The sequence below is a fragment of the Streptomyces sp. NPDC017890 genome (genome assembly GCF_044328675.1).
In the GTDB taxonomy this organism is placed as follows: Bacteria; Actinomycetota; Actinomycetes; order Streptomycetales; family Streptomycetaceae; genus Streptomyces.
In genome coordinates this window covers 233,835-258,752 of sequence record NZ_JBIRHU010000010.1, presented here as the reverse complement: position 1 = coordinate 258,752, position 24,918 = coordinate 233,835, and the positions used below count along the sequence as shown (strand labels likewise).

General features: G+C 71.8%; 22 protein-coding genes. 14 read left to right on the top strand and 8 right to left on the bottom strand.

All coding sequences use genetic code 11. From position 1 onward, the window contains the following. Positions 1-23: 23 nt before the first annotated feature. Positions 24-119 (bottom strand): putative leader peptide, encoded by a 96-nt coding sequence (locus tag ACH4F2_RS15925; protein WP_395577316.1) that lies wholly within the window; start codon positions 117-119, stop codon positions 24-26. 96 nt (positions 120-215) lie between these two features. Then, entirely contained in the window at positions 216-2,468 is a 2,253-nt protein-coding gene (gene glgX, locus ACH4F2_RS15920) for a glycogen debranching protein GlgX (RefSeq protein ID WP_398133289.1), read from the bottom strand. A gap of 168 nt (positions 2,469-2,636) precedes the next feature. Between glgX and ACH4F2_RS15915 the strand changes: the two genes are divergently transcribed. The 5 genes from ACH4F2_RS15915 to ACH4F2_RS15895 all read left to right on the top strand — a co-directional run bounded on the left by ACH4F2_RS15915 (position 2,637) and on the right by ACH4F2_RS15895 (position 7,689). Then, complete coding sequence (locus ACH4F2_RS15915; RefSeq protein WP_398133288.1) at positions 2,637-3,869, top strand: Ig-like domain-containing protein; 1,233 nt, start codon at positions 2,637-2,639, stop codon at positions 3,867-3,869. Positions 3,870-4,023: 154 nt separating this feature from the next. Then, positions 4,024-5,286, top strand: coding sequence for an Ig-like domain-containing protein (locus tag ACH4F2_RS15910; protein WP_398133287.1), 1,263 nt, complete (start codon positions 4,024-4,026; stop codon positions 5,284-5,286). 149 nt (positions 5,287-5,435) lie between these two features. Beyond that, positions 5,436-6,203: an enoyl-CoA hydratase/isomerase family protein gene (locus tag ACH4F2_RS15905; protein ID WP_398133286.1), complete on the top strand. Its 768-nt coding sequence runs from the start codon at positions 5,436-5,438 to the stop codon at positions 6,201-6,203. A gap of 273 nt (positions 6,204-6,476) precedes the next feature. Continuing rightward, a complete protein-coding gene (locus tag ACH4F2_RS15900) occupies positions 6,477-6,980 on the top strand; it encodes an ATP-binding protein (RefSeq protein ID WP_398133285.1) in 504 nt (167 codons plus the stop codon). A gap of 97 nt (positions 6,981-7,077) precedes the next feature. Continuing rightward, entirely contained in the window at positions 7,078-7,689 is a 612-nt protein-coding gene (locus tag ACH4F2_RS15895) for an ADP-ribosyltransferase (RefSeq protein WP_398133284.1), read from the top strand. Positions 7,690-7,716: 27 nt separating this feature from the next. Here ACH4F2_RS15895 and ACH4F2_RS15890 read toward each other — a convergent pair whose 3' ends face one another. Next, positions 7,717-8,355 carry a GNAT family N-acetyltransferase gene (locus tag ACH4F2_RS15890; protein WP_398133283.1) on the bottom strand — a complete coding sequence of 213 codons (639 nt, stop codon included), beginning with the start codon at positions 8,353-8,355 and terminating at the stop codon, positions 7,717-7,719. A gap of 48 nt (positions 8,356-8,403) precedes the next feature. Between ACH4F2_RS15890 and ACH4F2_RS15885 the strand changes: the two genes are divergently transcribed. Beyond that, positions 8,404-9,318: a MerR family transcriptional regulator gene (locus ACH4F2_RS15885; protein ID WP_398133282.1), complete on the top strand. Its 915-nt coding sequence runs from the start codon at positions 8,404-8,406 to the stop codon at positions 9,316-9,318. Between the two features lie 47 nt (positions 9,319-9,365). After that, entirely contained in the window at positions 9,366-9,578 is a 213-nt protein-coding gene (locus tag ACH4F2_RS15880) for an EF-hand domain-containing protein (protein ID WP_398133312.1), read from the top strand. Positions 9,579-9,668: 90 nt separating this feature from the next. Here the strand turns inward: ACH4F2_RS15880 and ACH4F2_RS15875 are convergent, their stop codons facing one another. After that, positions 9,669-10,226, bottom strand: a complete 558-nt coding sequence (locus ACH4F2_RS15875) for a glycoside hydrolase family 25 protein (RefSeq protein ID WP_398133281.1) — start codon at positions 10,224-10,226, stop codon at positions 9,669-9,671. A gap of 178 nt (positions 10,227-10,404) precedes the next feature. Between ACH4F2_RS15875 and ACH4F2_RS15870 the strand changes: the two genes are divergently transcribed. Next, on the top strand, positions 10,405-11,139 hold the full coding sequence (locus ACH4F2_RS15870) for a D-Ala-D-Ala carboxypeptidase family metallohydrolase (RefSeq protein WP_398133280.1): 735 nt from the start codon (positions 10,405-10,407) through the stop codon (positions 11,137-11,139). Positions 11,140-11,215: 76 nt separating this feature from the next. On the opposite strand, the gene ACH4F2_RS15865 is transcribed toward ACH4F2_RS15870, so the two are convergent. After that, positions 11,216-12,643 carry an MFS transporter gene (locus ACH4F2_RS15865; RefSeq protein WP_398133279.1) on the bottom strand — a complete coding sequence of 476 codons (1,428 nt, stop codon included), beginning with the start codon at positions 12,641-12,643 and terminating at the stop codon, positions 11,216-11,218. Positions 12,644-12,962: 319 nt separating this feature from the next. Here ACH4F2_RS15865 and ACH4F2_RS15860 point away from each other — a divergent pair, with 319 nt between their 5' ends. From ACH4F2_RS15860 to ACH4F2_RS15835, 6 genes are all read left to right on the top strand, one after another. Then, positions 12,963-14,189: a sensor histidine kinase gene (locus ACH4F2_RS15860; RefSeq protein WP_398133278.1), complete on the top strand. Its 1,227-nt coding sequence runs from the start codon at positions 12,963-12,965 to the stop codon at positions 14,187-14,189. Next, entirely contained in the window at positions 14,186-14,893 is a 708-nt protein-coding gene (locus ACH4F2_RS15855) for a response regulator (RefSeq protein ID WP_398133277.1), read from the top strand. The genes ACH4F2_RS15860 and ACH4F2_RS15855 overlap by 4 nt, the downstream gene beginning before the upstream one ends. A 487-nt stretch (positions 14,894-15,380) precedes the next feature. Then, complete coding sequence (locus tag ACH4F2_RS15850; RefSeq protein WP_398133276.1) at positions 15,381-16,208, top strand: ABC transporter ATP-binding protein; 828 nt, start codon at positions 15,381-15,383, stop codon at positions 16,206-16,208. Next, positions 16,205-18,748, top strand: coding sequence for an FtsX-like permease family protein (locus ACH4F2_RS15845; protein WP_398133275.1), 2,544 nt, complete (start codon positions 16,205-16,207; stop codon positions 18,746-18,748). Before ACH4F2_RS15850 ends, ACH4F2_RS15845 begins: the two co-directional genes overlap by 4 nt. Positions 18,749-18,961: 213 nt before the next feature. Further along, positions 18,962-20,359, top strand: a complete 1,398-nt coding sequence (locus tag ACH4F2_RS15840) for an MFS transporter (protein WP_398133274.1) — start codon at positions 18,962-18,964, stop codon at positions 20,357-20,359. Further along, entirely contained in the window at positions 20,356-21,588 is a 1,233-nt protein-coding gene (locus ACH4F2_RS15835; protein ID WP_398133273.1) for an FAD-dependent monooxygenase, read from the top strand. Before ACH4F2_RS15840 ends, ACH4F2_RS15835 begins: the two co-directional genes overlap by 4 nt. 167 nt (positions 21,589-21,755) lie before the next feature. Here ACH4F2_RS15835 and ACH4F2_RS15830 read toward each other — a convergent pair whose 3' ends face one another. From ACH4F2_RS15830 to gcvH, 3 genes are all read right to left on the bottom strand, one after another. Then, on the bottom strand, positions 21,756-23,123 hold the full coding sequence (locus tag ACH4F2_RS15830; RefSeq protein WP_398133272.1) for an L-serine ammonia-lyase: 1,368 nt from the start codon (positions 23,121-23,123) through the stop codon (positions 21,756-21,758). A gap of 99 nt (positions 23,124-23,222) precedes the next feature. Further along, positions 23,223-24,485 (bottom strand): serine hydroxymethyltransferase, encoded by a 1,263-nt coding sequence (gene glyA / locus ACH4F2_RS15825; RefSeq protein ID WP_109036270.1) that lies wholly within the window; start codon positions 24,483-24,485, stop codon positions 23,223-23,225. Between the two features lie 14 nt (positions 24,486-24,499). Beyond that, on the bottom strand, positions 24,500-24,877 hold the full coding sequence (gene gcvH, locus ACH4F2_RS15820; RefSeq protein WP_398133271.1) for a glycine cleavage system protein GcvH: 378 nt from the start codon (positions 24,875-24,877) through the stop codon (positions 24,500-24,502). Positions 24,878-24,918: the final 41 nt, after the last annotated feature.

The window sequence follows — 24,918 nt, the reverse complement described above, 5'->3', positions numbered from 1 at the left end:
AGGCGGAGAAGCAGGCGCGCAGGTCAGCGACAGACGGCGCTGGACTGCCGGCACAGGTCGACGTGGCGTCGCACCACGAGTGCGACGCCCACGCACCGGCGGGCAGCGGAGGGCCTCATGCCCCGGGACGCTGCCAGCCGGACGGTACGCCGGTCAAGAAGATCGCCGCCGAGTTCACGGAGTGGAAACGAGCCGAAACGAGCCGAAACGAGAGCTCAGCCCACGACCCGCAGCAGCAGCACCGACCGCGCCGGCACCGTGACCTCCGCCCCCGCCGGGTGCGTCCCGCCCGGGGCGTCCGCCTGCCGCTCCCGGCTGGTGTCGACGACCACCTCGTACCGCTCCGCCCACGGCGGCCCCGGCAGCACGACGGCGGCCGGGCCCTCGCCCGCGTGCAGGACGGCCAGGAAGCTGTCGTCGACGATCGGGGCGCCGCGTTCGTCGCGGCCCGGGATGTCCCGGCCGGACAGGTACATCCCGAGGGTGGCGGCGGGGGCGTACCAGTCCCGCTCCGTCATCTCCGTGCCCCGGGCCGTGAACCAGGCCAGGTCGCGCAGGCCGTCCGCGGAGTGCGCGCGGCCGGAGAAGAAGGCCCGGCGGCGCAGCACCGGGTGTTCGTGCCGCAGCGCGATCAGCCGGGAGGTCAGCTCGAACAGGGGCTTCCACTCCGGGTCGTCCAGCAGGCTCCAGTCCACCCAGCTGATCTCGTTGTCCTGGCAGTAGGCGTTGTTGCTGCCGCCCTGCGTGCGGCCCAGCTCGTCGCCCGCGACCAGCATCGGCACCCCCGTCGACAGCAGCAGCGTGGTCAGCAGGTTGCGCAGCTGGCGCCGCCGGAGCGCCCGTACGCCCTCGTCGTCCGTCTCTCCCTCGCTGCCGCAGTTCCAGGACCGGTTGTCGTCGGTGCCGTCCCGGTTGCCCTCGCCGTTCGCCTCGTTGTGCTTGCGCTCGTAACTCACCAGGTCCCGGAGCGTGAAGCCGTCGTGCGCGGTGACGAAGTTGACCGACGCGTACGGCCGCCGTCCGCCCCACGCGTACAGGTCGCTGGAGCCCGACAGGCGGTAGCCCATCTCCCGCACGTCCGGCAGGGCGTGCCGCCAGAAGTCCCGGACCGCATTGCGGTAGCGGTCGTTCCACTCCGTCCACAGCGGCGGGAACGCGCCCACCTGGTAGCCGCCCGAGCCGACGTCCCACGGTTCGGCGATCAGCTTCACCCGCCGCAGCACCGGGTCCTGCGCGATCACCGCGAGGAACGGGGAGAGCATGTCGACGTCGTGCATCGAGCGGGCCAGCGCCGCCGCCAGGTCGAATCGGAAGCCGTCCACGCCCATCTCCGTCACCCAGTAGCGCAGGGAGTCGGTGATCAGGCGCAGGACGTGCGGCTGGACGACGTGCAGGGTGTTGCCGCAGCCCGTGTAGTCGGCGTACCGGCGGGCGTCGGACTGGAGGCGGTAGTAGCCGCGGTTGTCGATGCCCTTCAGGGAGAGCATCGGGCCCAGCTCGCCGGCCTCCGCCGTGTGGTTGTAGACGACGTCGAGGATGACCTCGATGCCCGCCGCGTGCAGCGCGCGCACCATCCGCTTGAACTCGCCGACCTGCTCACCGGTGGTGCCGGAGGCGGCGTAGGCGGCGTGCGGGGCGAAATAGCCGATCGAGTTGTAGCCCCAGTAGTTCTTCAGGCCGCGCTCCAGCAGATGGCTCTCGTGCGCGAACTGGTGCACCGGCAGCAGCTCCACCGCCGTCACGCCCAGCCGCGTCAGGTGCTCGATCGCCGCCGGATGCGCCAGACCGGCGTACGTGCCGCGCAGCTCCTGGGGGATGCCGGGGTGCAGCTTGGTGAAGCCGCGCACGTGCAGCTCGTAGATGACCGAGTCCGCCCACGGCGTCTTCGGCCGCCGGTCGTCCGCCCAGTCGTCGTCGTCGTGGACGACGACGCCCTTGGGTACGTACGGCGCCGAGTCCCGGTCGTCGCGCACGGTGTCCGCCACATGCTGCTCGGGCCAGTCCCGCACATGCCCGTACACCTGGGGCGGCAGGGAGAAGTCGCCGTCGACCGCACGCGCGTACGGGTCGAGCAGCAGCTTCGCCGGGTTCCAGCGGGCGCCGGTCCACGGGTCCCAGCGGCCCCGCACCCGGAAGCCGTACCGCTGACCGGGCCGCACGCCCGGCACGAAGCCGTGCCAGATCTCGTGCGTGAGCTCCGTCAGCCGTACCCGGCTCTCCACCCCGCGTTCGTCGAACAGACAGAGCTCCACCGCCTCCGCCCCGCCCGCCCACAGCGCGAAATTGGTCCCCGCCACCTGGTCAGGGCCGGTCCGGAACCGGGCGCCCAGCGGCACCGGGGTGCCCGGCCAGGCCGGCACGGCGGGCGGCGACGCGGCACGCCGCGCGCCGTTGACCACGACGGCGGGGTGCCCGTCCACGGCGGCCTGATTGCCGGCCACCGCCTCCTGCTCGGCTGCGCTGGACACCTGTCAGCCTCCTGCGGCTCGTGGAACGACGTGCCCGGGACGGGAAGACGGGAAAAGGGCGCGCGGTGTCCCGACCGCCGCCCCGTCGCGTCGTCCTCCCCACAGTTCTGCCCACCGCATGGCTCGCACTCACGTTTCCCCAGAGCGGACCGGTCGTTACGGGTGGATGTGAGGCACGTACATGGGCGCGCACGGCGCGCGGGGGCCGCTCTGGCCGCCGTACTGACATGGGCAGGACTGCTGGCCGGGGCCGCCGGATGCACCTCGGACGGCGGTGCCGGCGGCGGCATCGGCGGGGTGTTCGGCAAACCCTCCGCCGAGGAGGTCATCCGCATCACCCCGGACGACGGCAGCAAGGCCGTCCGGCCGGAACGGAAACTGTCGGTCCGGGTGCCCGACGGGCGGCTGGAGTCGGTGAAGGTCGTCAAGTCGCAGGACGCGCAGGAGACCCCGGTGCCCGGCCGGATCTCCGACGACGGCCTGCGCTGGGAACCCCACGACGACCGGCTGGCGCTGGCCGCGAAGTACACCGTCGACGCCGTCGCCCTCGACGGCCACGGGCGCCGCTCCGCCCGGCACGCCACCTTCACCACCTACGTACCCGAGGAACGCTTCATCGGATACGTCGGCCCCGAGAACCGCTCCGTCGTCGGCACCGGCATGATCGTCTCGCTGGAGTTCAGCCGGGAGATCACCGACCGCGCCGCCGTCGAACGCGCCGTCTCGGTGACCGCGAAGCCCGCCACCGACATCCGCCCCCACTGGTTCGGCAAGGACCGCCTCGACTTCCGGCCCGAGAAGTACTGGAAGCCCGGCACCGAGGTCACCGTCGACCTGCGCCTGCGCGACGTCGAGGGCGCGCCGGGAATCTACGGGCTCCAGCACAAGAAGCTCTCCTTCACCATCGGCCGCAGCCAGGTCTCCCTCGTCGACGCCGCCGCGCGGACCATGCAGGTGCGCCGGGACGGCACGCTGCTGACCACCGTGCCGATCACCGCGGGGGCGCCGAAGACCCCCACCTACAACGGCAAGATGGTGATCACCGAGATGCTCGACGTCACCCGCATGAACAGCCGCACGGTCGGCTTCGGCGGCGAGTACGACATCCCCGACGTCCCGCATGCCATCCGCCTGACCAGCTCCGGAACCTTCCTGCACGGCAACTACTGGGCACCGGAGGACACCTTCGGCCGGGCCAACGTCAGCCACGGCTGCGTCGGGCTGCGCGACGTGAAGGGCGGCGGTTCCGACACCCCGGCGGGCTGGTTCTTCGACCGCAGCCTGATCGGCGACGTCGTCGAGGTGGTCCACAGCAAGGACAAGAAGGTCGCCCCCGACAACGGTCTCGGTGGCTGGAACATGAACTGGGAGAAGTGGAAGGCGGGCAGCGCGGTGAAGTGACGCCGGCCCGATTCCGGCACCCGGCCGCCAACTCGGTACGCAACGGTGACAATCCCTCTGTCCCCTACGCCCCTGGCCTGCGGTTACGATGCGCCGGTGCGCGCGCGGGCGCACTGGGGCGCGGGCCCGACCAGGCCCGGCGAGGGGAGACAAGTTGAACGTGCGTCCGATATCGAGGACGGCGTCGGCCGGCATCCGGGGGCGGGGCGGCAAGGGACGCGGCAGGGCACTGCCGGCGCTGGCACTGGGCGTGCTGCTGACGGTCACCGCGTGCGGCGGGGGAGGGGCCGGCTCGGGAGCCGGTGCGGGGGACGGCGGCAAGAACGCCAAGGACTCCACCGCGGCACAGAGCAGGCAGTCCGAGGCCGTCGTCACCGTCACCCCGAAGGACGGGGCCACGGCCGTCGACACCAGCGGCGCCCTCGAGGTCGCCGCCGCGAAGGGCAAGCTGACCGAGGTCGTGGTCAAGGACGCCAAGGGCGCGAAGGTCGACGGGAAGATATCCGGGGACGGCGCCACCTGGACGCCGTCCACCCACCTGGCCGCCGCCACGGCCTACACCGTGCACGCGGTCGCCAAGGACTCCGAGGGCCGCACGGCGGCCGAGGACTCCCGCTTCACCACGCTGACGCCGAAGAACACCTTCATGGGCACCTTCACACCGGAGGACGGCTCGAAGGTCGGCGTCGGAATGCCGTTCTCGATCCGCTTCAGCCGGGGCATCACCAACCCCGAGGACGTCGAGAAGGCCATCCGCATCAGGACCGAGCCGGCCGTCGAGGTCGCGGGCCACTGGTTCGGCAACGATCGCCTCGACTTCCGCCCGGAGAAGTACTGGAAGGCCGGCACCAAGGTCACCGTCGACCTCAACCTCGACGGCGTCGAGGGCCGCGACGGTGTCTACGGCGAGCAGGCCAAGACCGTCTCCTTCACCGTCGGCCGCAGCCAGGTCTCCGTCGTCGACGCCAAGAAGCTCACCATGCAGGTCGTCCGGGACGGCAAGACCGTCAAGACCATTCCCGTCACCACCGGCGCCCCCGGCTACGAGACCTGGAACGGCCAGATGGTCATCACCGAGCGGCTCCCCGTCACCCGGATGAACGGCGAGACGGTCGGCTACGGCGGCGAGTACGACATCAAGGACGTCCCGCACGCCATGCGCCTGTCCACCTCCGGCACCTTCATCCACGGCAACTACTGGGGCGGCGACGCCTTCGGCAACCGCAACGCCAGCCACGGCTGCATCGGCCTGCGCGACGTGCGCGGCGGCTGGGACGAGAAGGCGCCGGGCGCCTGGTTCTTCGAGAACTCGCTCATCGGCGACGTGGTCGTGGTGAAGAACTCCAACGACGCGACCATCGCCCCGGACAACGGCCTCAACGGCTGGAACATGTCCTGGGAGAAGTGGAAGGCGTAGCAGGCCGGGCGTCACCCGCGCCCCTCAGGGGCGCGGGCCGTCCCGATATGCGGCTGCGCCGCGTGGGTGCGAGCAATCCACCGCGGGCCGCGCGCCGACGACGCACCCGCGAGTGCCCCGGCGCGTGAACGACCGCTAACCTGCGGAGCATGACCGTACATCTCGAAGTCGCGGACGGCGTCGGCACGCTGCGTCTGGACCGTCCGCCCATGAACGCGCTGGACATCGCCACGCAGGACCGGCTCAAGGAGCTCGCCGAGGAGGCCACCCGCCGCGAGGACGTCCGCGCCGTGGTGATCCACGGCGGCGAGAAGGTGTTCGCGGCGGGCGCGGACATCAAGGAGATGCAGGTGATGGACCACGCGGCGATGATCGCGCGCGCCCGTGCCCTGCAGGACTCCTTCACCGCGGTGGCCCGCATCCCCAAGCCGGTGGTCGCGGCGGTGACCGGTTACGCGCTGGGCGGCGGCTGCGAACTCGCGCTCTGCGCCGACTTCCGCATCGCCGGTGAGAACGCCAAGCTGGGCCAGCCCGAGATCCTGCTCGGCCTGATCCCCGGCGCGGGCGGCACCCAGCGGCTGTCCCGGCTGATCGGCCCCTCCAAGGCCAAGGACCTCATCTTCACGGGCCGCCAGGTGAGGGCCGACGAGGCGCTCGCGCTCGGCCTGGTGGACCGCGTGGTGCCGGCCGCCGAGGTCTACGAGCAGGCGCACGCCTGGGCCGCGCGGCTCGCGAAGGGGCCGGCCATCGCCCTGCGCGCGGCCAAGGAGGCGATCGACACGGGCCTGGAGACGGACATCGAGACCGGCCTCGCCGTCGAGCGGAACTGGTTCGCGGGCCTCTTCGCCACCGAGGACCGCGAACGCGGGATGGCCAGCTTCGTGGAGGAGGGCCCCGGAAAGGCGAAGTTCCTGTGAAGTTCGCCCGGAGTGCTTGCAATTGACGCGGTGTCCGATTGTGGATCCCTCGAAAGAGCGGTTTACGGCAGCCTTAACGCACCCTTAAGCGCGTCCTGTCGAGGGAGTCCGCCGCTCGGCCCGTACTGGGCTGTCCGTGCAGGTCAGGGGGCTGCTCCCGGCCCCGAACTGCCTGTGGCATATGCCGTTCGGGCGTCGCCGGGCCGTGGTCGCCCGGGGGCGTATTCGGCGGGAACGGCCTCGGACCCCTCCGCGGGCGGCCATGATGGGGGCATGGCGGGGCTGGAGGGTACGGGACAGCCGCGGGGAGCCGGACGGGCGACCGCGGCGCGCTGGTCGCCGGCGGTCGAGGACGAACGCGCAGTGAAGGCGCTGGAGTTGTTCGGCAACCCGACGGAGCGCGAGGTTGCGCTACCGTCCCTCCCCGAGTCCGCCGCCACCGCCCGCCGACTGGCCCAGGTCGTGGCCCTGCGCCAGTGGAAACTCGGCCCCAAGGCCACGGAGGACACCGTCCTGCTCGTCTCCGAACTGGTGGGCAACGCCGTGCGCCACACCGGCGCCCGCGTCTTCGGCCTGCACATGCGCCGCCGCCCCGGCTGGATCCGGGTCGAGATCCGCGACCCCTCCCGAGGGCTGCCCTGCCTGATGCCGGTGCAGGAGACGGACATCAGCGGACGCGGCCTCTTCCTCGTCGACAAGCTGTCCGACCGGTGGGGCGTCGATCTGCTGCCGCGCGGGAAGACGACCTGGTTCGAGATGCGGGTGGGGGACCGCTGAAGGCCCATCTGCCGCTCGGTGCAACCCCGTTCGGCGGACACGCCACATACGGGTGATGATCCGCGGCCCGGGACCGCGGAGCCGGGATCGTACCCGCATGATCACCACTCGTCTGCGGCGACGCGCCGCTGCCGCCGTGCTGTCGCTCTCCGCCGTCCTCACCACCTCGGCCGCCACCGCCCCCGGCGCGGCGGCCCCGGTCACGGCTCCCGCCAAGGCCGCCCCCGCCTGCCCCCAGTTCGACGACAAGCTCAAGGCCGCCGCCGACCCCGGCGTCGACGTCGACCGCATCACACCCGAGCCGGTCTGGCGCACCACCTGCGGCACCCTCTACCGCAGTGACAGCCGGGGCCCGCAGGTCGTCTTCGAAGAGGGCTTCCACGCCAGGGACGTCCTGAACGGCCAGTACGACATCGAGAAGTACGTCCTGGTCAACCAGCCCTCGCCGTACGTCTCGACGACCTACGACCACGACCTCTACAAGACCTGGTACAAGTCCGGCTACAACTACTACGTCGACGCCCCCGGCGGCATCGACGTCAACAAGACCATCGGCGACACCCACAAGTGGGCCGACCAGGTCGAGGTCGCCTTCCCCGGCGGCATCCAGCGGAAGTACATCATCGGCGTCTGCCCGGTCGACAGGCAGACCAGGACCGAGATCATGAGCGAGTGCGAGAGCAACCCGCACTACCAGCCCTGGCACTGACGGCGCCGGAGCAGGACAGGGCCTGTCTCAGGGCCCGAGGAACAGCGCCTCGGACCCCACCGGCCGGTAGTCCGCCGCCTGGAACGCCCGCAGACTGCGGGCGTTCCCCGCCGACACCTGGGCCCACACCGGCTCGCCCCCGGCCAGTTGCCGCGCCGCCGTCGCCAGGCGCCGCCCCAGCCCCCGGTGACGTGCCCCCTGAGCCACCTCCACCGCGGCCTCAAGCCGCCCTGCGACCCCGCGGCCCAGCACGAGCACCCCGCCGTCCGCCGCCCACACCCGCACCTCGTCGCGCCGCCGACGGGCCGAGACCACTCGTGGATGCCCCAGATCGGCGACCTCCGTCAGCACGACCTCCGGCCGGCCCGGAAGCGGAGCGCCGGTCAGCAGCACGTCGATCGTGTCGGTCGTCCGCCCGGTCCGCTCCATGAAGGCCGCCAGGAAACGGGCGTTCATCGTCGCGGCGAGGGCGTCACAGCGCAACGCGCCCAACGTCTCGCGCACCCACCCCTCGTCCTCGTCCGTGAAGACGACGGAGTGCGCCGTGAAGGCGATCACCCCGGCGTCCCGGGGGCCGTGCTGGGGCACGACGGTCGTACCGCCGTCCGCCGCCGGGAAGACGCCCCGCGCCACCGCGTCCAGAATGTCCCGCAGGCTCTCCGCCACACCGCGCTCCTTGAGTCTCCACCCACTGGAAGGCCCAGACTCACAGACATGACCGACGACGGCACCGGACTCATGACCATCGGCGAACTGGCGCGGACCACCGGACTCACGGTGCGCACCATCCGCTACTGGTCCGACGAGGGCGCCCTGCCCCCGGCGACCCGCTCCGCGGGCGGCTACCGGCTGTACGACGCGGCATCCGTCGCCCGCCTGGAGCTGATCCGCACACTGCGCGAACTCGGCCTCGGCCTGGACCCCGTACGCCGCGTGCTGGTCGGCGAGACGACGGTCGCGCAGGTCGCGGCGGCCCATGTGAGCGCGCTGGACGCGCAGATCAGGTCCCTGCGGGTGACCCGCGCGGTGCTGTCGACCGTGGCGCGACGCGGCTCGACCGCTGAGGAGACGACCCTGATGAACAAACTGGCGCGACTGTCCGCCGCCGAACGACGGCGCATCATCGAGGACTTCATGGCGGAGGTCTTCGAGGGCATCGACACCGCGGACCCCGACATCCGCACCCGCCTTCGCTACGCCGCGGCGGACCTGCCCGACGACCCCACCCCCGAGCAGGTGGACGCCTGGGTGGAGCTGGCCGAGCTGATCCAGGACCCGGAGTTCCGGGCGACGATGCGCAGGATGATCGAGTTCAACGCGGCCGACCGGGGACCGGACGTCCCCGCCGGCTCCTCCCTGTGGTTCGTGAGCCGCTTGGTGAAGCTCGCGGGCGATGCGCTGAGGGAGGACGTCGCGCCGGACTCGCCGCGGGCCGCCGGCATCCTGCGCGGGCTGATCGGCGACGCCGACCCGGCCGTCGTACGGGAGCGCCTCACATCGGTGACCAACGCCCGCCTCGCCCGCTACCGGGAGCTTTCCGCGATCGTGAACGGCGTGGAGCCCCCGTCCGCCTACGAGGAGCGGTTCGGGTGGGTGGTCGCCGCGCTGGGTGCCCGAACGGGCAGCTAATCTGACCTGCGTCAGAAGGACCCACGCATGAGATGAGGGGCGGACCGGTGGCGGACATCGAGGAAGCACGCAAGCAGTTCCAGCGGATCGACACGGACGGGGACGGCTTCATCACCGCCGCCGAGTTCAAGACCGCGCTGGCCCAGGGCGGCGACTGGAACGTCACCGAGTCGGTGGCCGAGGCGATCATCGCCGGTCGCGACCTCGACGGGGACAAGGTGCTGTCGTTCGACGAGTTCTGGGCCCACCTGAGCAAGTGACGACGCCGTGAGGGGCGCCCGTCCGGTCACCCGGGGGCGCCCCTGCGCGGAACAGCCCGCCCCGGCCGGCGAGGGCTCAAGGGCCAGGAGCTAGGCACCCTCGGCCCATTTCCTCAGCGCGGCCCCGCTCGCGAAGTCCGCGACGTTGGTGTCGACCGGGTCGTCGGTGTACTGGTGGAAGCGCCACTCGGCCTGGATGCGGGGCTTGCCGGCCGACACGTAGTCGGCGATCCAGAGGCCGTCACCGGCGTACGAGGTGCTGTCGACGGTGAGCCAGAAGTGCCGGTTGCAGTAGAGGACGACCCGGCTGTCCGGCCGCAGTTCCTTCAGCTTCCGGATGAAGCGGTCCTTCTCGGAGTTGCTCGCGTGGGTGCCCTCCCCGTTCGTCTCCCAGTCGACGGCGAGGATGTCACCCTTCTTCTCAGGGGTCTTGGAGACGAAGTACTCGGCCTGGGCGGTGAGGTTGCCCGGCCACAGGAAGTGGTAGAAGCCGACGACGAGTCCGGCGTCGCGGGCCCGCTTCGTCTGGGCCGCGAGTTTCGGGTTGACGTACGAACGGCCTTCCGTCGCCTTCATGAAGACGAAGGAGAGACCGTCCGTGTCGTAGGTGGAGGACTGGTACGCGCTGACGTCGATACCGCGCAGCATGGGGACTCCCTGAGAGGCTGTGGGGGAATGGGAATTGGTTATTCCCCGCCGGGGCACGGGTGATCCCCGGCGGACGCGAAAACGTCGACTCCCCTTCCCTCGGGCGCCATTGACGCGCGTAGCGCGTTGCCGCACGCTGGGCTCCAGTTGTGGTCGACTCAACGGTCGGGAGGCCGGGATGTTCAGACGCGTGTCACGTCTGCTTCTCTCGTTTGTCATGCTCATGGCGGGTGCGGTGGTCGGTGTGGGCGCCACCGCCGGCGCCGCGCACGCCGACTCCTGCTACACCTGGAACCGAACCCTGTCCCAGGGGTCCTCGGGCAGCGATGTGACCCAGCTCCAGATCCGGGTCGCCGGCTGGGTGACCTCCGGCGAACGGCTCTCCTACGACGGACAGTACGGCGCGCGGACCGCCGCCGCCGTCAAGAAGTTCCAGGCCGCGTACGGACTGGGCGCGGACGGTGTCGCCGGACCCGCGACCTTCAGCAAGATCTACGCCCTCCAGGACGCGGACTGCACACCCGTCCACTTCAGCTACGCCGAGCTCAACAAGTGCAACTCCGACTGGTCCGGCGGCGCGGTCTCCGCGGCCACCGCCAAGTCGAACGCGCTGAAGACCATGTGGAAGCTGGAGGCGATGAGGCACGCCCTCGGTGACGTCCCCATCACCATCTCCAGCGGCTTCCGCTCCCGCGCCTGCAACAACGCGGTCGGCGGCTCGGCCACCAGCCGCCACCTCTACGGCGACGCGGCCGACCTCACCGGATCGCCCAGCTTCTGCCGGCTCGCGCAGCAGTCCAGGACCCACGGCTTCTCGGAGATCCTCGGCCCGGGCTACCCCGGCCACAACGACCACACCCACGTCGCCTTCGACCCGTCGCCGTACTGGTCGGCTCCCAGCTGCGGCATCTGAGCCACCGGGAGCGGACGGGCGGCCGTACGCCGGGCGCGGGGCGCTCGGCGTACGGCGGTGGTGAACGCCGGTCGGATCAGGGGGCGGAGGTGGTGACCGCGGCCGCCCGGGGGCTCTCGTCGACGGAGGCTGCCTCGCCCTCGCCCTCGTCCAGGGAGACGTCCTTGGTCTCCTTGCTGAGCAGGAGGGCGGTGAGCGTCAGCACCGCCATCACGGAGAGGTAGACGCCGACCAGCCACGGTGAGCCGTCACCGGTCTCCCACAGCGCCACCGCTATGAACGGTGCGACGGCCGCTCCGAGGATCGAGCTGACGTTGTACGAGATGCCGGAGCCGGTGTAGCGCACACTCGTCGGGAACAGCTCCGGCAGCAGCGCGCCCATCGGGCCGAACGTCATGCCCATCAGCGTGAAGCCGAGCACCAGCCACAGCACCACACCGAACGTGCCCAGGTCGATCAGCGGCACCCAGACCAGGCCGAAGACCACGATCGCGGCGGTGATCCAGATCAGGGTGGCGCGGCGGCCGTACTTGTCGGCGAGCGGGCCGGAGACCAGGGTGAACACCGCGAAGAAGAGCACGCCGAAGATCATCATCAGGACGAACGTGGTGTAGCTGTACCCGAGGCCCGGCACGTCGGCGTCCTTCGCGGTGCGCCCGTAGCTCAGCGAGAACGTGGTCATCAGGTAGAAGAGCACGTACGTCGCCAGCATGATGAACGTGCCCAGGATCAGCTGCTTCCAGTGGCCCTGGACGACGGTGGCCAGCGGCAGCTTCCGGACCTTCCCGGCCTCGCGGGTCTTGGCGAACACCGCGGACTCGACGAGTCGCGAGCGCACCCACAGGCCGATCGCGACCATCACCGCGGAGAACAGGAACGGGATGCGCCAGCCCCAGCTCGTGAAGGCCTCGGAGGGCTGGGTGGGGTCGGCGCCGGCCGCGGAGGGCAGCAGCGCCCCGATGATCAGGAACAGGCCGTTGCCGATGATGAAGCCGAGCGGGGCGCCCAGCTGCGGGAAGGTCCCGTACAGGGCGCGCTTGCCGCGGGGGGCGTTCTCGGTCGCGACCAGCGCGGCCCCGCTCCACTCGCCGCCGAGCGCGAAACCCTGCGCCAGCCGCATGAGCACGAGCAGTGCGGTGGCGACCCAGCCGGCCTGTGCGTAGGTGGGCAGCACGCCGATGAGGAACGTGGCGATGCCCATGGTGAGGAGCGAGACCACCAGCGTCTTCTTGCGGCCGAGCCGGTCACCGAGGTGTCCGAAGAAGACGGCGCCGATCGGCCGGGCGACCATCGCGGCGCCGAAGACCGCGAAGGACGACAGCAGCGCCGTGGTCGGGTCGCTGTCGGGGAAGAAGAGTGCGGGGAAGACCAGGACGGCGGCGGTCGCGTAGATGTAGAAGTCGTAGAACTCGATCGTCGTGCCGATGAGGCTGGCGATGAGGACGCGGGACCGCGAATTGACGGGAGCCTGGGCGGGAGCGGGGCGGGGGGACGGTGCGGACATCTCTCGGTCTTTCACGCGCGATACATGGGTAGCGCAACGATCTCAGGCGTCTTATTTTTCGGAAAGCGAGTGTCATGATGTGAGACGCGTGAGGTGCCTGAGGGGTGCCGCGGCCCGCCGGGCGCCTGCCCCGTCGCCCGTTCGCCGCCCGGTCGGCACTCGGTGATGTCGACCGCCGGCCCGCCCCGCCGCCTCCTCGGTGTCCCCTTGCGCGGAGCCGGGCCTCACCGGCTCCTGCCGTCAGGCCCTGCGGCAGCTGCGCGAAGTGGGAGCCGTTCCTGTTCCCTGACGCCTTCCCGCCGCGCATAAGGTGGAGCCCATGACGTCAGCGGAGGAGGAGCCGCCGCGAGCGCTGTTCGCGGGGGCTTCGCGTCGGTGGGTGCGGCTGCTGCCGTGGGGCGTGGCGTTCGTGCTGTGCGTCGCCCTGTTGCCCACCACCATCCAGGTGCTGACCGCCGACTACGGTCTGAACAGCGGCATCGCGAGCGCGCTGGCGGTCGCGCAGGCGGCCCCGCTGCTGCTCGCCGTCGTCCGTCCGCTGCGGGCCTGGTGCGTGATCTTCGTGGCGGATGTGGCCGGGGCGCTCGTCCTGCGCACCGTCGACTTCGAGGAGCGGCTCCTGTGGCCGTTCACGCCGATGGTGATCGTCGGGTACGTCGGCCTCTGCATCGCCCTCGGTCTGCGCGAGCCGCGCCGGACGCTGCTGCTGGTGTGGCTGGCGACGGTGGGCGCGGGCATCGGTGCGGGGTTCGTCGTTCCCGACGGTACGAACAGCAACAGCACAGTGCTCACGGTGCTCAGCGGCATCGCGCTCCTGATGGCCGGTGCGCTCCGTGAGCGGTACGAGGTGCAGCGCAGGCTGGCCGAGCAGGAGACGATCAGCGAGGACGAGCGCGGCCGGCGGATGCTGCTGGAGGAACGCGCCCGGATCGCACGCGAGCTGCACGACGTGGTGGCGCACCACATGTCCGTCATCACGGTGCAGGCGGACACCGCGGAGTACCGCCTCGACAGGCTGCCGCCGGATGTGCGGGAGGAGTTCACGTCCATCGCGGCGACCGCGCGCGAGTCGCTCGGCGAGATGCGGCGGCTCCTCGGCGTGCTGCGCAACGAGGAGGCGCACGGCGAGCTCGCGCCCCAGCCGGACCTGACACGGATCGGGCAGCTGGTGGAGGCGACAGCGAGGGCCGGCATGCCGGTGGAGTTCACCCCCTGCGACGCCGACGTGCCCGAGGCGGTGGGCCTGTCCGCGTACCGCATCGTCCAGGAGGCCCTCGCGAACGTCGTGCGGCACGCGCCGGGTGCCCCGACGCGGGTGTCGCTGTCGGTGTCGGAGGGCGGCGCGCGGCTCACCGTTCTGGTCGTCAACGGGCCGCCGCCGGAGCCGCCCGCCGCGCCGCTCGAGGTGGGCGGCACCGGGCACGGTCTCGTCGGCATGCGCGAGCGGGTACGGATCATAGGCGGCAGCCTCGATGTGGGGCCGCTGCCGGACGGCGGCTTCCGGGTGGCAGCCCGACTTCCCCTGACCGAAAGGGACTTCACGTGACGACGCGCGTCATCATCGTAGACGACCAGGCCATGGTGCGGGCCGGCTTCGCCGCGCTGCTGGCCGCCCAGAGCGACATCGACGTGGTGGGCGAGGCCCCCGACGGCGCTCAGGGCGTCGAGCTGAGTCGGCGCACCCACCCCGATGTCGTGCTGATGGACGTCCGCATGCCCGAGATGGACGGCCTCGAGGCCGCGCGCCGCATCCTCGCGCCCCCGCCGGGTGGTGGGGGCACCGCCCACGCCCCTCAGGCAGTGGGGGAACACCGGCCGCGCGTGCTGATGCTCACCACGTTCGACGTCGACGACTACGTCTACGAGGCGCTGCGGGCCGGTGCGAGCGGCTTCCTGCTGAAGGACGCGCCGCCGGCCGACCTCATCGCGGCGGTACGCGTCGTGGCCGCGGGCGACGCGCTGCTCGCGCCCTCCGTGACGCGCCGCCTCATCGCGGACTTCGCCCGGCAGCGTCCCGCCGCCCGGGGCAAGCCCGCACTGCGGCTCAAGGCCCTGACGCAACGCGAGACCGAGGTCCTCACCCTGGTGGCCCGCGGCCGGTCCAACGCGGAGATCGCGCAGACGCTGGTGCTGGCCGAGCAGACGGTGAAGACGCACGTGAGCCGCGTCCTGACCAAGCTCGACCTGCGCGACCGCGCCCAGGCGGTGGTCTTCGCGTACGAATCGGAGCTGGTCACCGCGGGCGAGTAGGCCCCCGGCCGGGGCCATGCCCCGGGACCGCGAGCACGTCGCCGTCGCAGACGCAGCGGCCTGCGGCCCTGGTGCCCGCACGATGCTGATGCCGGTATCCCTGAGCCGCGCCGGGCGAGTCGCGGTCTTGTCGGGGGCGGCTCGCTCCCCCGGACGGCCCCCGCCGGAGAAGCGGCTCCCCGCCGGGCTGAGCTCCGGGCCCCGTCGCAGGGCGGCAACGGACGAAGCCCCGTGCGCACCGCGCCGACGGCAGCCGGGTCGGCCCTTCCCCGAGCTCAGGGCAGGGATGCCCCATGTCGGTGCAGGCCGGGGCTCGGCCCTCCGGATCCCCCCTCGCCGGCAGCCCCGGGCGGAGGCGGTGCCCGCCCCTCCTCCACCCCCTACCGTGGTAGCACCTCCACATTGGCTCCCGGGTATGACGCCCGGCGCGCAGTCGTCCCCGCACTCTCCACCTCGTAGGCACGAGAACATCGCGAGAGGGCGGAACATGAGGCTACGCAGCCGCAAGCGTCAGAAGGCGGACGACCGACCGGAGGCCCCGGCCACCGCACCGGGCACACCCGGTCTCGCCGTCGAACTGCGCGGTGTCCGGCGGCAGTACGGCCGCGGCGCGGGCTCCGTGCACGCCCTCGCGGGCGTCGACCTCGCACTCCCGCGCGGCACGTTCACCGCGGTCATGGGCCCGTCCGGGTCCGGCAAGTCCACCTTCCTGCAGTGCGCCGCCGGGCTCGACCGGCCGTCGGCGGGATCCGTCCGCCTCGGCGGTACGGAGATCACCGGTATGAACGAGACCGAGCTCACCGAGCTCCGCCGCAGCCGCCTCGGCTTCGTCTTCCAGGCGTTCAACCTGCTGCCGTCACTGACCGTGGAGCAGAACGTCCTGCTGCCCATGCGCCTCGCCGGGCAGCGCCGGGACCGCAGCCGGGCGGCCGCGGTGCTCGCGCAGGTCGGGCTCGCCGACAAGGCCCGGCGCCGCCCCGGAGAGCTCTCCGGCGGCCAGCAGCAGCGCGTGGCCGTCGCCCGCGCCCTGGTCACCAGCCCGGACGTGATCTTCGCCGACGAGCCCACCGGCGCCCTCGACACCGGCACCGCCGCCGAGGTCCTCGGCCTGCTCCGGCACGCGGTGGACACCCTCGGCGCCACCGTCGTCATGGTCACCCACGACCCGGCCGCGGCCGCCTGGGCCGACCGCGTGCTCTTCCTCGCCGACGGCGCCTTCGCCGACGGCCTGGAGCGTGGTTCGGCGGAGCAGATCGCGGCACGGATGGCCGTGCTCACCTCCCGTACGGGCGCGATGGCGGGTGCGGCAGCATGAGGCGCCCCAACGGACTCGCCCGTGAGGCCGTCCGCTTCAGGCCCGCGTCCTTCGCGGGAACCTTCCTCGCGCTGCTGATGTCCGCGCTGATCGTCTCGACCTGCGGAATCCTGCTCGAGACCAGCCTGCGCGCGTCGGTGCCGCCGGAGCGGTACGCCAAGACGCCTGTCGTCGCGGCGGCGGACCAGTACGAGTACATCGTCACGGGCAGCGGTGAGGACCGTGAGAGGGAGGCGGTCCCGCTGCCGGACACCGCGCGGGTGGACGCCGGGCTGGTGGCGAAGGCCGCCGAGGCGCCGGGCGCAGCCGCCGCCGTCCCGGACTTCACCTTCCCGGTGCGCGCGGCGGACGAAGGTGTGGGCCCCGGCGCACGCGAACTGCCCGTTCCCGGCGGTGTACTCACCGCACACGGTTGGGGCTCGCACATCTTCACCGGTACCGCGCTGACCACCGGCTCCGCGCCCCACCAGGGCGAAGTCGTGCTCGACGCGGCTACGGCCCGCGCCGCGAAGGCCGCCGTCGGGGACACCGTGGTGCTGCGGACCGCCGCTGGGCAGCGGGACTTCCGCGTGGCCGGCGTCGCCCGGGCCGGATCCGAGGACACCGCCCGGAACGCCGGCGCCGCCGGCGCCCTGGCCTGGTTCGCCGACGCCCAGGCGCCCACGCTCGCCGGCCACCCCGGCAAGGCCGACGCCATCGCCGTGCTGGCCGAGCACGGCACCGATGCCGACGCCCTCGCCGACTCCGTCAGGAAGGCCCTGGCCGGCTCCGGAGCCCAGGTACACACCGGCGACGACCGCGGTGCCGTCGAGGACCCGGGCCTCGGCTACGCCAAGGTCACACTCTTCGGAATCGGCGGCTCCTTCGGCGGCATCGCCACCATCGTCGCGATCCTCACCGCGGCCGGGACCGTGTCCCTGTCCGTGTCCCAGCGGGCCCGCGAATTCGCGCTGCTGCGCGCCGTCGGCGCCACCCCGCGGCAGGTCCGGCGCGCGGTCGCCTCAGAAGCGCTGCTCGTCGCGCCGCTCGCCGGGATCATCGGCTGCCTGCCGGGCATCGGGCTCGCGCACTGGTGGTTCGGGCAGCTGCGGGACCGCGGTGCGATCCCGCGCGCCGTGGACCTGCACGTCTCCGGGCTTCCCCTCCTCGCTGCCGTCGCCATGGGACTGCTCACCGCCCTCGCTGCCGGCTGGGCGGCCGGGCGTCGGCCCGCGAGGATCAAGCCGGGACAGGCGCTCGCCGAGGCGTCGGTGGAGCGGCTGCGGCCCGGCCTGGTCCGTACGACGCTGGGCATGGGCGCCCTCGTCGGCGGTGGAGTCCTCACCGGCGTCTCCGCCGGCTCCACGGGAGGTGACGCGGCCGGCGCCGCCCTCGGCGTCGTCATGCTCTTCATGCTGGCCGTCGCGCTGCTCGGCCCGCTGGTGGCGCGGCTGTGCGCGGGCCTGTTCGGCCTCCCCCTGCGGGGCGCGGGCCCGGCCGCCCAGCTCGCGGCCGCCAACTCCCGTACCAACGCCCGCCGCCTCGCCTCCGCGATCACTCCGATCGTCCTCGCCATGGCCTTCGCCTCGACCCTCGTGTTCATGCACACGAGCGAGACCCACGCCGCCGACAAGCAGCTGCGCGCGGGCGTCATCGCGGACCACGTGGTCACGCACCCGGCCGGGCTCCCCGTGGACGCGTCGGCACAGGCCGCCCGCGCGCCGGGCGTGGACGCGGCCGTCGGCCTGCTGAACACGCAGGTACTGGTGCCGACCGGCTCCGGCGAGTTCAAGTCGCTGCAGGGCGCGGCGGCCCAGGGTGTCAGCGGCTCCGGCGCCGAGCTGGCGAAGGTGCAGGACCTGGACGTACGCGAAGGCAGTCTCGACCGGCTCGGCAAGGGCCGTATCGCCATCGACAAGACCCTCGCGGACTCGGCGGACGTGGGAGTCGGCGACCGGCTCCCGCTCTACCTCCCCGACGGCACCGAGGCCGGCCCCGAGATCGTCGCCGTCTACGGCCGAGGCCTCGGCCTGGCCACGGTGACCATGGACCGGGCGTCCCTCGCCGGGCACGTCACCTCGGGCTTCGACAGCACGTTGCTGGTGAGGGGCGGCTCGCAGAAGTCACTCAGCGCCCTGGGCGAGGTCACCGACGCCTCCGGCTACGCCACCGAGCAGAACCTCGACGCCAGGCTGGGCGCCTGGATGAACAACACCATGGCCGCGGTCCTCGGCGGCTTCGCCGCCGTCGCCGCCGCCAACACCCTGGTGATGACGGTCCTCGACCGCCGCCGCGAGCTGGGCACACTGCGCCTGGTCGGCTCCACCCGGCGCCAAGTGCTGACCATGCTCAGCTGGGAGGGCCTGCTGGTCTCCGCGGCAGGCGTGATCCTCGGCTCCGCGATCGCCGCGGCCACGCTCATCCCGATGATGCGCGGCATGACCGGCGAGGGGCCGTACGTGCCTGGGCTGGTGTACGGATCCTTCGCCGCCGCCGGCGTCGGCCTGGCACTGCTCGCGGTCACGCTACCGGCGCGAGCGGCGCTGCGCCGCTGGTCGTAGCGCCCCCGACGGGGCGACAGCCGGCCCCACGTCGGCTCCCGCCCCGTACGACCTCTCGGGCGGAGGGCCGCGGAGCAGCGAGCGCGTTGTGCCGCGACGGCCCTGGCCGGCTCCCGGTCGGGCCGGCGCCCGGCGCGGGCCGCAAGGCGGCAGCGCCACGCCCGCCGCCCTCCACGCCCCCTCACTCGCCCGGCAACGAAGGAAAGGATGTTCATGACCGAAACTCTGGCTCCCCCGGTCCGCGTCGGGAAGGCGGCCGTCGGAGCTCTCGGCACACTGGCACTCGCCACCGGTGCCCTGGAGTCGGTGGTGACACCGACGCTTCCGCTTCTGCAACGCGAGCTGGACATGAGCCCCTCCGAAGGGGCGCTGCTCAGCATCGTGCTTCTCATCACCGGCGCGCTCATCACACCGCTGGCAGGCAAGTTCGGCGACCGCTACGGCGGGAAACGGATCCTGATCCGGCTGATGGCGGTGGTCTGTGCCGGTGGTCTGGTGTCCGCTCTGGCGCCGAATCTGCCCGTGCTGCTGCTCGGCCAGGTACTGCAGGGGGCGATGGTGGGCGCGCTGCCCCTGTCGTTCATCGTGGTGCGCAAACACCTCCCCGCGGGAGAGTCGAAGGTGGCCATCGGGGTGGTCAGCGGACTGTTCGTCGGGGGCGGGATGGCGGGAACGCTGTCGGCCGGGCCCGTGGCCGAAACGCTCTCCCGGCACTGGATGTTCGCGCTGCCGACGCTCGCGGTCATCGGGGCCACCCTGCTGGTGAACCGGCTGATGCCGACTGATCCGCCGGGCCGGTCGGACGACGCCGGGATCGACTGGCCCGGCCTGCTTCTCCTGAGCGGGACGCTGGTCACGCTCATGCTCGTACTCGCGCTGGCGCCCGACCTCGTCCCGCAGCCCCTCGTGCTCGGCGCCCTCATCGTGATGCTGGCCGCCTTCGCCACCGGATGGGTGGCCGTCGAACGGCGTGCGGCCTCGCCGATGATCGATCTGCGCATGCTGGCACGGCCCGCGATGTGGAAAGCGTGTGCGCTGACGTTCGTGATATGCCTCGGCACCTCGATGGCGGTCTATCTCGTCCCGCAGCTGCTCGACGAGACCGGCGACGGATACGGATTCGGGGCCAGTGCCACCCAGATCGGCTTCTTCCTGCTGCCCGGCGCCGTCGCCGCGTCGCTGGCCGGGCCGCTGGGCGGGATCGGGGACCGGCGTTTCGGCTCGCGCGCCGTGGTCACCGCCGGAGTCGTCATGATGGCCGTCTCCCTGGCCGCCCTGGCAGCCGTGCACACCGAGGTCTGGCACCTCGTCGTCGGCAAGGCGGCGATCGCGCTGGCCAACGGTCTGTGCGTCACGGCGATGATGACCAGCACCGCCACAGCCGTCGACCGGAGTGACACCGGCATCGCCACCAGCCTGATCCTGGTGAGCCGCGTGCTCGGCTACGCCGTGGGCGGGCAGCTCGGTGGCGCGCTCCTCACCGCAGCGACCCCCTCCGGGTCGGATGTCGCGGCCGAATCGGCCTACGTCACCGGCTTCGTCATCGCCGGCACCGTCACGGCGCTCGCCCTGCTTGTCACTCGCACCATGAGCAAAGGAGTCAAGGAATGACCCGCACCGATCAGCCGGCGGACATCCGCACCACGCCGAGGCGCACGGTCCTGATCTCGGGGGCCGGCATCGCCGGCCCCGCCCTGGCGTTCTGGCTGAACCGCTACGGCTACGCGGTCACGGTGGTCGAGAGGGCGCCCGCGTTCCGAGGTGGTGGTTACCCCATCGACGTGCGCGGCACCGCACTGGACGTCGTGGCGAGGATGGGGATCCTGCCGCAACTGCGGGACGCACACATCGACCTGCGCCGGCTGACCTTCCTCGAGCGCGACGGCGGCGTAGTGGCCTCGCTCCACCCGCACACCGTCACCGGCGGTGCCGCGGGACGGGACCTGGAGGTGCGGCGCGGAGATCTGTCCGACGCGCTCCACACGGCGGTCCGTGACGACGTGGAGTTCCTGTTCAACGACTCCATCGACACCCTCGACCAGTCGGGCCACGGGGCCGATGTCACCTTCCGCGGGGGCGGCCGGCGCACGTTCGACATGGTGTTCGCCGCGGACGGTATGCACTCACGTACCCGGGAGATGGTGTTCGGCCCCGAAGCGCGGTTCCACCACTACCTCGGCTACTGCTTCGCCGTGTTCACGATGCCCAACACCTTCGGGCTCTCGCACGAGACCGTGATGTGGAACAGCCCGGGCAGGGCCGCGGCGCTCTACGCGGTGGGGGACGACGACGAAGTGCACGCCTTCCTGAACTTCGCCAGCCCACAACCGCCATCGGACGCGTTCCGCAACCCGGAAGCCCAGCGTGAGCTGGTCGCCTCGGTCTTCGCCGACGCGGGATGGGAGGTCCCGGGCATGATCGCCGCCCTGCGCGACACGGACGACCTGTTCTTCGACGCGGTCGGCCAGATCCGTATGCCCCGCTGGTCCAGTGGCAGGGTCGCTCTGGTGGGCGACGCCGCGTGGGCGCCCTCGTTCCTCACCGGCCAGGGCACCAGCCTCGCGCTCGTCGGTGCCTACATGCTCGCCGGCTCCCTGGCCCGCCAGGACCACGCCACAGGCTTCGCCGCCTACGAACACAGCACCCGCGAGTTCGTGACCATGAACCAGGGGCTGGTCGGCAAAGGCGGTGCCACACTCTTCCCGGCCACGCCCCGGGCCCTGGAGCAACGCAACAACAGGCTCCGCGGACTCAGCACCATCCCCTCCGGGAAGGGACAGCCCGCCCATTCGGCCCTCACCCTGCCCGAACCCGTCGGGGACAGCTTCCACAACGGTTGACGCTCCGACGCGGCGATCACGTGGCCGCTGCCGGGAGGCTGTGGCCGGCCTCCGCCGGGGCCGGCTTCCAGCTCCGGACGTTCCACGTCCGGTAGTGGCTCCGGTTGCCGTGCGAGGTTGTCGGGACGGCCGCACGGTGCGCCTGCGCGCCGGCCGAGGCGTGCACCTCAGCACTCGATGATGTTGACCGCCAGCCCGCCCCGGGCCGTCTCCTTGTACTTCACGGACATGTCCGCGCCGGTCTCCTTCATGGTCTTGATGACCTTGTCGAGGGACACCTTGTGGGACCCGTCGCCGCGCATCGCCATCCGCGCCGCCGTGACCGCCTTGACCGCGGCCATGCCGTTGCGCTCGATGCACGGGATCTGGACCAGGCCGCCGACCGGGTCGCAGGTCAGGCCGAGGTTGTGCTCCATGCCGATCTCGGCGGCGTTCTCCACCTGCTCCGGCGTGCCGCCCAGCACCTCGGCGAGCGCGCCGGCCGCCATGGAGCAGGCGGAGCCGACCTCGCCCTGGCAGCCGACCTCGGCGCCGGAGATGGAGGCGTTCTCCTTGAAGAGCATGCCTATCGCGCCGGCCGCGAGGAGGAAGCGGACGACACCCTCCTCGTCGGCGCCGGGCACGAAGTTCATGTAGTAGTGCAGGACCGCCGGGATGATGCCGGCCGCTCCGTTGGTCGGGGCGGTGACGACCCGGCCGCCGGCCGCGTTCTCCTCGTTCACGGCCATCGCGTAGAGGGTGATCCACTCCATCGACAGGGCCAGCGGGTCGCCCTCGGAGCGCAGCTTGCGCGCGGTGTTCGCGGCGCGGCGGCGGACCTTCAGGCCGCCCGGCAGGATGCCTTCGCGGGACATGCCGCGGTCGACGCACGCCCGCATCACGCGCCAGATCTCCAGCAGGCCCTCGCGGATCTCGTCCTCGTCGCGCCAGGCCCGCTCGTTCTCCAGCATCAGGGCGGAGATGGACAGGCCGGTCTCCCGGGCCAGGCGCAGCAGCTCGTCGCCGGTGCGGAAGGGGTACTTCAGCACCGTGTCGTCGAGCACGATGCGGTCCGCGCCCACCGCCTCCTCGTCGACGACGAAGCCGCCGCCGACCGAGTAGTACGTCTTGGAGAGCACTTCCGTGCCGGCCGCGTCGTACGCCCACAGCGTCATGCCGTTGGCGTGGTACGGGAGGGTTTTGCGGCGGTGCAGGACCATGTCGTCGTCGTAGGTGAAGGCGATCTCGTGCTCGCCGAGGAGACGGATGCGGCCCGAGGACCTGATCGTCTCGACGCGGTCGTCCGCCGTCTCCACGTCCACCGTGCGCGGAGAGTCGCCCTCCAGGCCCAGCAGCACCGCCTTGGGTGTGCCGTGGCCGTGGCCGGTGGCGCCGAGCGAGCCGTACAGCTCGGCGCGGACGGCGGCGACGGAGTCCAGCAGCTCCTCGTTGCGAAGGCGGCGGGCGAACATGCGGGCCGCGCGCATCGGGCCGACCGTGTGCGAGCTCGACGGGCCGATGCCGATCGAGAACAGGTCGAAGACCGAGATGGCCACGGGGGACTCCTCAGAACGGGGGTGGTGCAGAGGGTGGTGCTTCGGGGCGGGGCGCCGGGCTCGCTTGTGGCGGGCACGGCGCCCCCGGACACGCGGTGTCTACTTGTTCAGACCCGGGTACAGCGGGTGCTTGTCGGCCAGGGTCTTCACCCGGGCCTTGAGGGCCTGTGCGTCGTAGGACGGCTTCAGCGCCTCGGCGATCACGTCCGCGACCTCGGCGAAGTCCTCGGCCGTGAAGCCGCGGGTCGCCAGGGCCGGCGTACCGATGCGCAGACCGGAGGTCACCATCGGCGGACGCGGGTCGTTCGGGACGGCGTTGCGGTTGACCGTGATGCCGACCTCGTGGAGGCGGTCCTCGGCCTGCTGTCCGTCCAGCTCGGAGTCGCGCAGGTCGACCAGGACCAGGTGGACGTCGGTGCCGCCGGTCAGGACGGACACGCCCGCCGCCTTCGCGTCGTCCCGCACCAGGCGCTCGGCCAGGATGCGGGCACCCTCCAGCGTACGGCCCTGGCGCTCCTTGAAGTCCTCGCTCGCGGCGACCTTGAAGGCGACGGCCTTGGCGGCCACCACGTGCTCCAGCGGGCCACCCTGCTGACCGGGGAAGACGGCGGAGTTGATCTTCTTGGCCAGCTCGGCCGTGGAGAGGATCACACCGCCGCGCGGGCCGCCCAGCGTCTTGTGCGTGGTGGTCGTCACGACGTGCGCGTGCGGGACCGGGTTCGGGTGCAGGCCCGCCGCGACCAGACCGGCGAAGTGCGCCATGTCGACCATCAGGTACGCGCCGACCTCGTCCGCGACCTTGCGGAACGCGGCGAAGTCCAGCTGCCTCGGGTACGCCGACCAGCCGGCCACGATCAGCTTCGGCTTGGTCTCCTTGGCGAGGCGCTCCACCTCGGCCATGTCGACCTGGCCGTCGTCGCCGACGTGGTACGGGACGACGTTGTAGAGCTTGCCGGAGAAGTTGATCTTCATGCCGTGGGTCAGGTGCCCGCCGTGGGCGAGGTTCAGGCCCATGATCGTGTCGCCGGGCTTGAGCAGCGCGAACATCGCGGCCGCGTTGGCCTGGGCGCCCGAGTGCGGCTGCACGTTGGCGTGCTCGGCGCCGAAGAGCGCCTTGACCCGGTCGATGGCGATCTGCTCGACCACGTCGACGTGCTCGCAGCCGCCGTAGTAGCGGCGGCCGGGGTAGCCCTCGGCGTACTTGTTCGTGAGGACCGAGCCCTGGGCCTCCATGACCGCGACCGGGGCGAAGTTCTCCGAGGCGATCATCTCGAGGGTGGACTGCTGGCGGTCCAGCTCGGCGTCGACGGCGGCGGCGACGTCGGGGTCGAGCTCGTGCAGGGGTGTGTTCAGAAGCGACATGCGGTGGTGACTCCTCAGCCGGCGGTGAAGGCGGTGTACTCGTCGGCGGAGAGCAGGTCGGCCGGCTCCTCCGCGACGCGCACCTTGAACAGCCAGCCGCCCTCGAAGGGCGCGGAGTTCACCAGCGACGGGTCGTTGACGACGTCCTCGTTGACCTCGGTGATCTCGCCGGATACGGGGGAGTACAGGTCGGAGACCGACTTGGTCGACTCCAGTTCGCCGCAGGTCTCGCCCGCGGACACGGTGGCACCGACCTCGGGGAGCTGGACGAAGACGACGTCACCGAGCGCGTTGGCCGCGTGCTCCGTGATGCCGACCGTCGAGGCGCCGTCCTCGGCGCCCGACAGCCACTCGTGCTCCTTGCTGTAGCGCAGCTGCTGGGGGTTGCTCATGGCCTGGATTCTCCTGTACGCGAGGGTGTGCTGATGAAGGG

Coding starts and splice junctions, on each gene's coding strand:
- ACH4F2_RS15925 (WP_395577316.1), bottom strand. CDS start 119: ATGAGGCCCTCCGCTGCCCGCCGGTGCGTGGGCGTCGCACTCGTGGTG.
- ACH4F2_RS15905 (WP_398133286.1), top strand. CDS start 5,436: ATGACCGTACATCTCGAAGTCGCGGACGGCGTCGGCACGCTGCGTCTG.
- ACH4F2_RS15900 (WP_398133285.1), top strand. CDS start 6,477: ATGGCGGGGCTGGAGGGTACGGGACAGCCGCGGGGAGCCGGACGGGCG.
- ACH4F2_RS15895 (WP_398133284.1), top strand. CDS start 7,078: ATGATCACCACTCGTCTGCGGCGACGCGCCGCTGCCGCCGTGCTGTCG.
- ACH4F2_RS15885 (WP_398133282.1), top strand. CDS start 8,404: ATGACCGACGACGGCACCGGACTCATGACCATCGGCGAACTGGCGCGG.
- ACH4F2_RS15875 (WP_398133281.1), bottom strand. CDS start 10,226: ATGCTGCGCGGTATCGACGTCAGCGCGTACCAGTCCTCCACCTACGAC.
- ACH4F2_RS15870 (WP_398133280.1), top strand. CDS start 10,405: ATGTTCAGACGCGTGTCACGTCTGCTTCTCTCGTTTGTCATGCTCATG.
- ACH4F2_RS15865 (WP_398133279.1), bottom strand. CDS start 12,643: ATGTCCGCACCGTCCCCCCGCCCCGCTCCCGCCCAGGCTCCCGTCAAT.
- ACH4F2_RS15860 (WP_398133278.1), top strand. CDS start 12,963: ATGACGTCAGCGGAGGAGGAGCCGCCGCGAGCGCTGTTCGCGGGGGCT.
- ACH4F2_RS15850 (WP_398133276.1), top strand. CDS start 15,381: ATGAGGCTACGCAGCCGCAAGCGTCAGAAGGCGGACGACCGACCGGAG.
- ACH4F2_RS15845 (WP_398133275.1), top strand. CDS start 16,205: ATGAGGCGCCCCAACGGACTCGCCCGTGAGGCCGTCCGCTTCAGGCCC.
- ACH4F2_RS15840 (WP_398133274.1), top strand. CDS start 18,962: ATGACCGAAACTCTGGCTCCCCCGGTCCGCGTCGGGAAGGCGGCCGTC.
- ACH4F2_RS15835 (WP_398133273.1), top strand. CDS start 20,356: ATGACCCGCACCGATCAGCCGGCGGACATCCGCACCACGCCGAGGCGC.
- glyA (WP_109036270.1), bottom strand. CDS start 24,485: ATGTCGCTTCTGAACACACCCCTGCACGAGCTCGACCCCGACGTCGCC.
- gcvH (WP_398133271.1), bottom strand. CDS start 24,877: ATGAGCAACCCCCAGCAGCTGCGCTACAGCAAGGAGCACGAGTGGCTG.